The following is an 11646-nucleotide window of genomic DNA, read 5'->3' as shown; positions in this document are numbered from 1 at the left end:
AACAAACTATGAATACTAAAAGAATAATTACAACGGGGATTTTTGCCCTGATTACTATTGGAACTATGAATGCACAGAAAAAATCTTATTTAGATAATACAAAACCTACTGAGGAACGTATTAATTTGTTAATGAAACAAATGACACTGGAGGAAAAAGTAGGGCAAATGAATCAATACAACGGTTTTTGGGAAGTAACAGGACCGGCTCCAACAGGAGGGAATGCAGAACTAAAATACAAGCATTTGCGCGCTGGGTTAGTTGGATCTATGTTATCCGTTCGTGGAGTGAAGGAAGTAAAAGCAGTGCAAAAAATTGCTGTGGAAGAAACGCGTTTAGGGATTCCGTTAATCATAGGCTTTGATGTAATTCACGGGTATAAAACCTTGAGTCCAATTCCGCTTGCTGAAGCAGCGAGTTGGGATATGGAAGCGATAAAAAAATCGGCTCAGGTGGCTGCAGCCGAAGCATCGGCAGTGGGAATCAACTGGACTTTTGGACCAAATGTAGATGTATCTCATGATGCGCGTTGGGGGCGCGTAATGGAAGGAGCGGGTGAAGATGCCTATTTAGGAAGTAAAATAGCGATTGCTAGAGTTATCGGTTTTCAAGGCGATACTAGAGCTGATTTGTTAAGAGTAAACACAATTGCGGCTTGTGCCAAGCATTTTGCGGCTTATGGTTTTGCCGAAGCAGGGAAGGAATACAATACAGTAGATATTAGTAATTCAAGATTGTATAATGAAGTTTTGCCTCCGTTTCATGCGGCTACAGAAGCGGGAGTTCGTACGTTTATGAACTCCTTTAATATCCTGAATGGAATTCCTGCAACGGGAAACAGTTTTTTGCAAAGAGACATCCTGAAAGGGAAATGGAATTTTGATGGTTTTGTAGTTTCAGATTGGGCATCGGTAAAAGAAATGATAGTTCATGGTTTTGCCAAAGATGGTGCTGAAGCAACCGAGAAGGCGGTAAATGCGGGATCAGATATGGATATGGAATCGTATATGTATGTGGTTGAATTGGCTAATTTGGTAAGAGCTGGTAAGGTACAAGAAGTTTTAGTTGATGATGCGGTTCGAAGAATTCTCAGAGTGAAATTTGAGTTGGGATTGTTTGATGATCCGTATAAATATTGTGACGAAAAACGCGAGAAAGAAACTATAGGAAGCAAGGCTAATAATGATGGTGTTCTCGACATGGCAAAGAAATCCATTGTCTTGTTGAAGAATGAAAATAACCTACTTCCGTTACCAAAATCAGGACAAAAAATTGCTTTAATCGGTGCTTTGGCAAATGATAAAAACAGCCCATTGGGAAGTTGGAGAATTGCTTCAGATGATAATACCGCAGTTTCCGTTTTGGAAGGAATGCAACAATACAAAGGGAATCAATTGACTTTTGAAAAAGGAGCGGATTTGACGGTTGGGAAAACAGCTTTTGTAGATGAATTGGTTTTTAATACAACTGATAAAAGTGGATTTGATGCGGCCAAAAAAGCAGCAGCTACTGCCGATGTGGTAGTAATGGTGTTGGGAGAACATGGTTTTCAATCGGGGGAAGGACGTAGTAGAACGAATCTTGATTTGCCGGGTTTACAACAAGAATTATTAGAGGAAATATATAAAGTAAATCCCAATATTGTTTTGGTTTTAAATAATGGTAGACCTTTAGCTTTGCCTTGGGCAGCAGCACATATTCCAGCAATTGTAGAAGCTTGGCATCTGGGAACCCAAACCGGAAATGCCGTAGCGCAAGTTTTGTACGGAGATTATAACCCAAGTGGTAAATTACCGATGTCGTTTCCAAGAAACGTAGGGCAATGCCCTATTTATTATAACAATTACAGTACAGGAAGACCTACTAATGGAGAAGGAAATGTGTTTTGGTCTCATTATACTGATGTAGAGAAAACGCCACAGTTCCCTTTTGGTTTCGGATTAAGTTATACTACTTTTGAGTATAAAAACTTAAAATTAGATAAAACTGCTATTGCTTTAGGAGAAGAAGTAAAAGTATCTGTAGATGTTACTAATACAGGGGATTATGATGGTAAAGAAGTCGTGCAATTATACATTCATGATGATGTTGCTAGTTTAGCGAGACCGGTAAAAGAATTGAAAGGATTTGAATTAGTGGACTTGAAAAAAGGGGAAACTAAAACGGTAACCTTACCATTGACTGATAAAGAATTGGGTTTCTTTGATAATGATGGTAATTATCTGGTAGAACCAGGAACTTTTAAAATCATGGTAGGAGGAAGCTCAGACAAAGGGTTGGAAAGTGCTTTTGAAATAAAATAAAATTTTTAAAATACTATTAATAAACCCGACAGCTTAAAAAACAGGTCGGGTTTATTTGTATTATAAACATATGAATGCGAATTTTACGAATTATAAAATTGAAAATCAAATCTTTAAATTAATACAATGGAATACAATAGATGCGGAAAAAGTGGTTTATTACTGCCACAGATTTCTTTAGGATTATGGCATAACTTCGGTTCAGTAGATATTTTTGAAAACGGAGAAAATATTGTCAAAGAAGCTTTTGATAAAGGAATAACTCATTTTGATTTAGCCAACAATTACGGACCAATACCGGGTTCTGCAGAAACTAATTTTGGTAGAATTTTAAAGAATAATTTCCAAGGAAATTTACGTGACGAAATGGTGATTGCTACAAAGGCAGGATACAAAATGTGGGAAGGTCCTTATGGAGAATGGGGTTCAAGGAAATACTTAATATCAAGTTTGAATCAAAGTTTAAAGCGAATGAACCTCGATTATGTAGATATCTTTTATTCACATCGTTTTGATCCAAATACACCACTTGAAGAGACTATGATGGCATTAGATTATGCAGTACGAAGCGGAAAAGCTTTGTATGCAGGAATTTCTAATTATCCAGCGGAGCAAACGAAACAAGCAACTGAAATTCTGAAACAATTAGGAACACCTTGTTTAATTCACCAAGAAAAATATTCGATGTTTGTGCGCACCTGTGAGGAAGGGTTGCTGGACGTTCTAGAAGAAAAAGGAGTTGGTTGTATTGCTTTCTCACCATTGGCACAAGGATTACTTACCGATAAGTATCTAAAAGGGATTCCTGAAAATTCAAGGGCTTTTAATCCTAATGGACATTTGCAATCAGAAGAAGTATCTGAAGCTAAAGTTCAAAAGATAATAACGTTGAATGAAATAGCGAAAGAACGAAATCAATCTTTGGCACAAATGGCTTTGGCTTGGTTGTTAAAAGACAATAGAATCACTTCTGTTTTGATTGGCGCGAGTTCTGTGGGACAATTAAATAATAATATAGACAGTTTGCAGAATTTGGATTTCTCCGCAGCAGAATTAGCTGAGATTGAAAGTATTTTGGGATAATATATATAAAAAAGAGACGCACAATTGCGTCTCTTTATTTAATGTAATTTTAAAAGGTTAATTTTTTACGTTAATCTTTTTTGCAATAATTTTTTTATCTAAAACTAAGTCGGCATTTGTACCATTTTCAAGCAAAACAGGAACAGCCATTTTGTTTATTGGAGATGCGGATCCTTTAAAATTTGCAATACGTACATCGTTGAAATTATTAATTTCGATACCATTGGTAAAGTAAGGCATTCTGGTACCTGTCCAAGTTAATTTGAAGTCTTCAATAGTTAAGTTGTCAACATATTGTCCGTAAATTCCCGGAATGTCACGTTGAAAAAGCTGTTGTTTTTCATCCAGACATCCTCTTAAATCGATATTTCCGCCAGCTACATCGTTTAGTTTGCTGTCTACAAAATCAAAAGTTACATTTTTGAAATTGATGTTTTGAAGTCGGCTTTCTTCAGAACCATATACTAAAATTCCGTTTTCGGCTTTACAGTTTACGTTGCTAAAAGTCACGTTTTTGATTATGCCTAATTTTTCTGTTTCTGTACCAGCTACTTTTACTTTTCCGCGAACTGCCGAAATATGAATTGGTTCTCCATTTCCCCACCAATCGCCAGTTCTAAGCTTGGTTTCTATATTTACATTCGATACATTTATGTTTTCTAAGGAACCTTGATCTCTCAGAAATATCCCAATTCCTCTAGTTGAATTCGTAATATTACAATTGGAAATATTGATATTTCGAACCGAATTATGATCGAAATAACCTATTCTAATAGCACTTGAAGCAGATTGAAGATTACAATTTATGATATTAATATTTTCTGAAGAATGACGTAAATCTTTAAAACCGGGAACTTCAAAATGCGAAGCATACCCCACAACAATAATTGCATCGTCTCCTGTGCGAACATCACAATTACTAATCGTGATATTTTTTCCTGAAGTAATATCAATTCCATCTGCATTTGGCGCCAGCATATTGGTCCAAAGACGTATTCCGTCAATTAAAACACTGTCGCAATCGGCTATCAAAATAGTCCAGAAAGTAGATTGTGTTATGAAAACATCTTTTATAGTGACTCTTTTGCAATTACTGAAAATGATGGTTTGATAAGGTCTTTCTTTTGGTACAATTGGCCCGTCACCAATACTGCCATCCACCACTTTTCTGAAATTTTCTTTCTGGCGAGTGCCAGTAACGCCGCCCCATTCAATTTTTTTAGCTTTAGTTGCATCAAAAAATACACCGCCATTTGCATCAATATTTCCACTTCCAGAAATCGTAATATTTTCTGAATTCTCAGTAAAAAACATGCCGTAATGCACTCCGCTTACAGGAAGATAATCATTAATGTCAGCATTTCCTCTTAAAATTGCACCGCTTTCAAGATGCAGATTTACATTGCTTTTTAAGTTTACCGTTCCCATCATAAAAATACCTGCAGGCACATAAACGGTTCCTCCACCGTTTTTAAAACAAGTGTCGATTGTATTTTGGATAGCTTTGGTATTTATAGTTTTGGCATCGCCAATTGCTCCGTACTTTGTAATATCAAAAGTTTGTGCATTGGTTGAAAATGCAAAGCTGATGAATAGTAATATGATAATTTTTTTCATTTGATTTAATTTTAAAAAGTAACGGATTTAGTTGCAACTCAAAAGTTGTAATAGTACACTGCAGTACTTCTTTACATATAGAATTAAAAAGTTATTTCAATTTCAAATTGTACATTTTTACCAATTCCAATGTCAATTTATCCGAAGAAAAAACAGTATTCAAACCTTGTGGTTCTTGTGGAGGATCTGCAGTAAAAGTGTCTCCGATATTCCATTTTCCTGTAGCGTTAACGGCTTTTCCTTCGCCACCAAAGCCCCAGAAATTAATCCCTTGTAATGCCTCATTATTGTTGTGACTTTTCAGTAATCTTTCGAAGAAAGCTTTGTAAAATGTATTTCTATCCACTACGTAGGAATTTGGCAATAGACTTTCATTGGCTCTTGGTAATCCAAATTCTTCAATTACAATAGGTTTTCCTAATTTTTTTGCCACCGCAATATGGTCATTAATATATTGTGTGGCTTTTTCAATCGCAACTGGTAAAGTAGTTTTCGCATCATCAGCTTTGAACCAACCCCAGTTTTTCGGCCAAATATGCATCGTCAAATAGTCAATTTTTGGATTGTTATGGGTACGCTCAAAAGTAGCCAAATCATCATTCGAGCCTGCTTTTCCTTCAGAACCTGTCGAAATCAAATGGTTGGGGTCTAAACGGTCAATCAAATCAACAGTTTTATTCAGCCAAATTGTAAATTTTCCTTCATTTTCAATACTTTGTACACGAGGTTCATTACCTACTTGCCAAGCCATAATCGCATTGTCCTGGGTATATTTTTTATTATTATAGGCATTTGTTCGTCCCAAAATATACTTGATATGATTCTCAAAAGCCACCATACACGGTTCACAACTGTGGTATTGCTTTATATAATCCATAAATTGAGGCCAAGTGTTGGGTTTAATGTTCGGATTTGGAATTTTTCCGTAGCCATTCCATTCTAAATATTGTGACATACCGCCTGACCATTCCCAGTTGTTATTCAAATATAAAACCGCATACATGTTGCGTTTTCCCATTTCTGCAATCAAGAAATCCAAGCCATCCAATAAATCGGCATTGTATTTTCCTTGTTCGTATTGCAAAGCCGGACTAACGGTATAATCATACGTTCCGCCATCAGCTCCTACTAAAATTCGAAGATTGTCTATTCCGTTTTTTTTCATTAAATCCAGTTCGCGAAGCAATCGTTTACGATCACCCACTTTTTTGGAACCCAGTAAACTGCCATACCAATAATTGGTGCCAACATACGAATACGGTTTATCACCTTTGTAAAATTGCGTCCCTTTTACGGTTATTGGCGCTTGTTTTTGTGCCGAACAAACAGTTGCCGAAACACAAATAGCGAGCAGCATTATTTTTGAAACTAAATTCTTCATATTTTTTTATTTAGGAGCTATTTCCAGCTATACGTTGCAATCTTTTATTTTTTAAAGAAAAAAATAAAAGGATTTCCACTACTATCTGGGCTAGGGCTATTGTTATAACGGAACGATTATCTTGTCCATTTGTCTTTCTGATAAAGGAGTGATTAGACTCAAAATGGTTCTATCTATGTATTCTCGATTTTTTTAATTCGGTTAATGACTTCAATACAGGCCCGACCATTATGATAGGGACATTTCCAAAAACCGGCTTTGTCTTTTTCTATTAAAGAATAATCGGCATTTACACCCCAGTGCCATTCCCCGTTTTCTGTATCAAGAAGGTATTTCTTTATAAATTCCCAATTCTTTAAGACTACATCTAAATAGCTTTTATCTCCAGTTAATTCATAGGCATTAAAAAAACCAATCATCAATTCTGCTTGAGGCCACCAGTGTTTTTCGGCAATTAATTCATTTCTTTCGGGATCCAATTCATACCATAAACCACCATCTTCATCAATTCCTTCATTGGTGACATCCGTAAGTTGAATAGCGTGTTTTTTATAACGTGCTATTAATTTTTCATTTCCAGAAATTTCTGCACATTGTAATAAAAGCCATGCAGCTTCTATGTCGTGTCCATAGGATATTACATCTGGGTTTTCGATCCAGTTTTCATCAAAAAATAGTTTTAAATGACCTGTTTCTTCATTAATAAAATGAGCATCAATTACCTCGAGCAATTCAACAATGTCATTAAGTAAGGTTTCCTCTTTCCAAACGGTATACAAATTGGCATATGCTTCCACAATATGCAAATGCGTATTCATTGTTTTCTTTTCGTTAGCGTCTTTATCACTCAAGCGCAAATCGTCAATGTTTTGCCAATGGCGTGTAAAAGCTTCTAGATACCCTTTGTTTATTGGATCGTAACTGTGCTCTTGAATTTTTTGGTACAAATGAATAGCGAGTTCTAATGCTTTTTCTTCTTTGGAAATAGCATAATATTCCGTCAATCCATAGATTACAAATGCGATCGCATAAATTTGGTTTTTGGTATCTTTTGGTGTTCCATCAGCATGTAAACTCCAAAAAATACCGCCAAATTCCGTATCATAAAAATGATCAGCGATATAGTCAAAAGCACGTTTGGCAATTTTTTTGTGCTCTTCGTATTTTGTTTGTTTGTAAGCTGCTGAGAACGTCCAAAGAATGCGAGCATTCAATACCGAACCTTTTTCTGCTTCGGTATAAATTACCTCGTTGGCATCAATTTGGCCTACAAAACCATTATTAACTGTATCCAATGAAAACGCCGACCAATATCCTAAAATAGAATCGAGTTCTGCTGTTAGTTCAAATTTTAATTTTTTTAATTGTAAGGACACGTTTATGAAATTGCTTTATTTTTATTTACTAATTCAATAATTGTATGCACTGATCCTGCTGATGTAAAGGTGTCTTCAGGAGTATTGGTTACGTAATCTACTAGTTTTTCAACAGATGAAACCGCTACATGCATTCTCGTATCTGATGAAGCGTAATAGATAAAAACAGTTCCATCTTCATCCTCAATCCATCCATTAGAGAACAAGACATTAGATACATCACCCACTCTTTCAATTCCTTCTGGCCCCATAAAATGTCCAGCAGGTTTGTGGGTTACTTTTGAAATATCATCTAAAGCTGTCATAAACATGTACAAAGTATATCGCAATCCTGCAGCGGTATTTCTTACACCATGTGCTAAATGCAACCAACCTTTTGTAGTTTTAATTGGTGCTGGACCTAAACCGTTTTTAAGTTCGTAAACCGTATGATATTGCTTTCCGTAAATGATAGTCTCGTTTTGCACCACTGGATTTGTAATGTCATCGATATAACCTAATCCTACACCACCACCATTTCCTATGTCAATAAATCCGTCTTGTGGACGCGTATAAACTGCATATTTTCCGTTTACAAATTCAGGATGAAATACTACATTTCTTTGTTGACCTGTATTCGAAATTAAATCAGGCAAACGTTCCCAAGTTATTAAATCTTTGGTTCGTACGATTCCTGCATTTGCAATAGCAGAACTAGTATCTCCTTTTGGAGCATTTGGATCTTTTCTTTCGGTACAAAATATACCATAAATCCATCCGTCTTCGTGGTTTACTAAACGCATATCGTACACATTAGTGTCAGGATTCCCTTCGATTTGAGGCAATACACATGGTTTCTCCCAAAATTCGAAATTATCAACACCATTTGGACTTTCAGCAATAGCAATAAATGATTTACGATCAAAACCTTCTACACGAACAGCAAGAATATATTTATTATTCCATTTAATGGCACCAGAATTCAAAGTTGCATTTACCCCAATGCGTTCTAATAATAATGGATTAGTAGCTGGATTTAAATCAAATCTCCACTCAATAGGAGCGTGACTAGCTGTTATAATTGGATTTTTGTAACGTGTGAAGATACCGTTTCCAACAGTGTTTTTAGGTTCGTTTTTTTGTGCTATTAAAATTTGAAATTCGTTTTGAATATCAGTTTTTCTATTTTGGAAATCAGTGATCATATTTTTTGTATTCATAATTTAGAGTTCTAATTCAGGTATTATTTATTTAAATTTCGTTTGTTATCAAGTTCTTGTTCTATGATTTGTAGTTTTTCTTCATTCAATGGATAAAATAGAATAAAGAGTACTGAGATTGCTGCGGCAATAGCAGGAAGAATACTTAGCATGAGTTGGATTCCGTTTTGTGTCAAGGCTGTTTGTTCAATATTAGCTTGAAAACCATAAAATGCAAGTAACCATCCTGTTGCAGCCCCACCAATTGTCCAACCAAATTTTTGTGACATAGAAGAAGCAGAGAATACTAATCCTGTTGCTCTACGACCTTGTTTCCATTCAGAGTAATCAGCACTGTCAGCATACATCGACCAGATTAAAGGAAAGATGCAACCCGCACAAATACTTATTAATATTTGGAAAACCATAATTAGTAAAACATCTTCTTTTCCAAAAAAATAGAAAACAACGCTTAAAATTGCGGCTAAGGTCATCGCTCCAAAAAAGGTGTTTTTTTTACCAATTTTGTTTGCAATAGGAGTGGCGGCAATCACTCCTATAATATTAGCAGCTTGTCCTAAAACTAAGTATAAAGAAGTAGGAGTCATGGAAAATGTTTCTCCAAAGAGGTTAAAACTATAACTTACGGTATTGCTTACATAATATTTAAAATAATAAACTGCTGCACCGTCGCGAATTGAGTTGAATACTAAAGCTCCAATTCCTGCTCCTAGAAGAATCCACCATGGTTTGTTTTTCCAAAGATCTTTTAAGTCTTCTTTTAAATCTGTTTTTTCATCTGAAATGGGTTGCACTCTTTCTTTGGTTAGAAAAAAACAACCCCAGAAAAATAGGGTAGTGATAACACCAAAAACGATTATGGTATACAACCACCCTGTTTTTGAATTCATGTTTCCACCAAAATGATTCACTAATGGTTCAATCAACCAAAGAGCCAATAAACTTCCTCCAAAAGCAAAAACCATACGGTAAGATGAAAGAGTGGTACGCTCTTTTCTATCTGAAGACATTACTCCAAGAAGCGATGCATATGGAACATTGATTATAGAATACACCATCATCATTAGAGAATAAGTGAAATAGGCATAGATTATTTTTCCTTTTTCATCAAAATTAGGAGTGTAAAAAGTTAAGATTCCAATTATTGCAAATGGAATTGCGGTCCATAAAAGATAAGGTCTGAATTTTCCCCAACGTGTTTTTGTTCGATCGGCGATTATACCCACTAAAGGATCAAAACAAGAATCCCATATTCTAGTAATTAAAAACATAGTTCCTACAACTGCAGGAGCCAATCCGAAAACATCGGTGTAGAAAAACATAAGATACATACTGAATATTTTCCAAAACATGGAGGAGGCAGCATCTCCTAGGCCGTAACCCACTTTTTCTTTTATACTTATTTTATTGTGCATTTTATTGGTTTTGTATGTCTAAAGGTTAATTAATTGTTTTATCTAAGTTTTCTTTGGCCGCTTCTTTTTCGAATAAAATGTTGTCCAGCTTATAAAACTCTAGAAAATCTTTTGCACTTAGTTGTCCTTTATATGGAGCGTAATAATGCATTTTTTGTTCTTTTTCTTGCCATCCGTGGTTTCTCCAAACTAATACATAGGAAATTTTATAATCACCAATAGCTTTCACGAGGGTATTGGTCCACCATTTATCATAAGGAATAGCCTCATAACCAGTTTCAGCAAAGGCCATGATTTTATTTTGCTCTTTGGCTACTTCATTCATGATTTTAAATTGTTTTTGGCAATTTTCAACAAATGAATTGTCTTTAGTTGGATCGCTATATTGGTATTTGTCAAAGCTTAGAACATCAGCATAATCAGATCCTGGATAGTATTCGAGAAACTCTTCTTTGGTATTAAAATCGGCTGTGTTATATACATAGATTAAATTGTGAACTCCCTTTTTTTGTAAATAATCAATTGTGAATTTCCATAAGGTTTTAAATTCTTTAGGGCTTCCATTGTTTTTGCACCACCAAAACCAAGTTCCTGTCAACTCATGAAACGGACGATAAAGGATGGGAATCGGTTTTCCATTTTTATCTTTTAATGACAAAATGAATTTAGCTCCTTCATCTAACCAAGATTTATATTTATCGTGTTCTTTTCCACCAGGTAAGGCTGAGGCCAATGATTTAGGAGCGGTGTCCCAAGCATTTTTACCTGTCAATGGATTATAGAAATGCCAGCTAAGTGTTACAACTCCGCCTCTTGAATTGGCTTCTTTTATGTATTGTCTCATTTTATCAAATGGAACACCATCAATGTTCGTAGCAGATTTTTTCTCGAGTCCAGCAAGATCATATCCATAAACCGCGGGATAGTCACCAGTGAGTTCTTTTACATCACTTCTTCCCGCCTCATATTTCCAGTTTACTCCATAAGCTAAATCATCCTGATGGCCAAAAAGTATCCCTTTTGCTGTAAGTTTGGTTAATTTTTGGTACAAAATTAGTGTTTCAGGTGTCGATTTTTTATCAGAGATAGATGATTTAGTATCAATTAAAGAGATTTTAGAAGTACAGGAAGTTCCAATGTATAAAAGGGTTAAAAGTGCGACAAATGTCTTTTTCATATTTATTATGGTTAATTGAGGTAATATTAAAATGGTACTCTATGTTCAATATTTTTTTAAAAATATAAATGCAGTACTTTTTTAATGAAACCGTT

Annotated in this window: 8 protein-coding genes; 2 read left to right on the top strand and 6 right to left on the bottom strand. The window is 35.3% G+C overall.

Annotated features, from left to right (window positions below):
• The first annotated feature begins 8 nt into the window (after window positions 1–8).
• Both bglX and AB3G39_RS13465 read left to right on the top strand, forming a co-directional pair.
• The gene (gene bglX / locus AB3G39_RS13470; protein WP_369765456.1) at window positions 9–2303 is read left to right on the top strand and encodes a beta-glucosidase BglX; all 2295 of its coding nucleotides are present in this window, start codon (window positions 9–11) and stop codon (window positions 2301–2303) included.
• A 126-nt stretch (window positions 2304–2429) separates the two neighbouring features.
• Window positions 2430–3386: an aldo/keto reductase gene (locus AB3G39_RS13465; RefSeq protein WP_367768444.1), complete on the top strand. Its 957-nt coding sequence runs from the start codon at window positions 2430–2432 to the stop codon at window positions 3384–3386.
• A 57-nt stretch (window positions 3387–3443) separates the two neighbouring features.
• Here the strand turns inward: AB3G39_RS13465 and AB3G39_RS13460 are convergent, their stop codons facing one another.
• The 6 genes from AB3G39_RS13460 to AB3G39_RS13435 form a co-directional block, all read right to left on the bottom strand.
• Window positions 3444–5003 carry a glycoside hydrolase family 28 protein gene (locus tag AB3G39_RS13460; RefSeq protein WP_369765455.1) on the bottom strand — a complete coding sequence of 520 codons (1560 nt, stop codon included), beginning with the start codon at window positions 5001–5003 and terminating at the stop codon, window positions 3444–3446.
• A gap of 91 nt (window positions 5004–5094) precedes the next feature.
• Window positions 5095–6384: a cellulase family glycosylhydrolase gene (locus tag AB3G39_RS13455; RefSeq protein ID WP_367768450.1), complete on the bottom strand. Its 1290-nt coding sequence runs from the start codon at window positions 6382–6384 to the stop codon at window positions 5095–5097.
• A 173-nt stretch (window positions 6385–6557) separates the two neighbouring features.
• Window positions 6558–7760, bottom strand: coding sequence for an AGE family epimerase/isomerase (locus AB3G39_RS13450; RefSeq protein WP_369765454.1), 1203 nt, complete (start codon window positions 7758–7760; stop codon window positions 6558–6560).
• Between the two features lie 2 nt (window positions 7761–7762).
• Window positions 7763–8959: a glycosidase gene (locus AB3G39_RS13445; RefSeq protein ID WP_367768456.1), complete on the bottom strand. Its 1197-nt coding sequence runs from the start codon at window positions 8957–8959 to the stop codon at window positions 7763–7765.
• Between the two features lie 23 nt (window positions 8960–8982).
• A complete protein-coding gene (locus AB3G39_RS13440; RefSeq protein WP_369765453.1) occupies window positions 8983–10374 on the bottom strand; it encodes an MFS transporter in 1392 nt (463 codons plus the stop codon).
• Between the two features lie 25 nt (window positions 10375–10399).
• Window positions 10400–11551 (bottom strand): glycoside hydrolase family 26 protein, encoded by a 1152-nt coding sequence (locus tag AB3G39_RS13435; protein WP_369765452.1) that lies wholly within the window; start codon window positions 11549–11551, stop codon window positions 10400–10402.
• Window positions 11552–11646: the final 95 nt, after the last annotated feature.

This window comes from Flavobacterium sp. WC2416 (assembly GCF_041200095.1).
GTDB lineage: Bacteria > Bacteroidota > Bacteroidia > Flavobacteriales > Flavobacteriaceae > Flavobacterium.
Note: the sequence above shows the minus strand (reverse complement) of the source record. Positions and strands in the feature narration are given on the sequence as shown.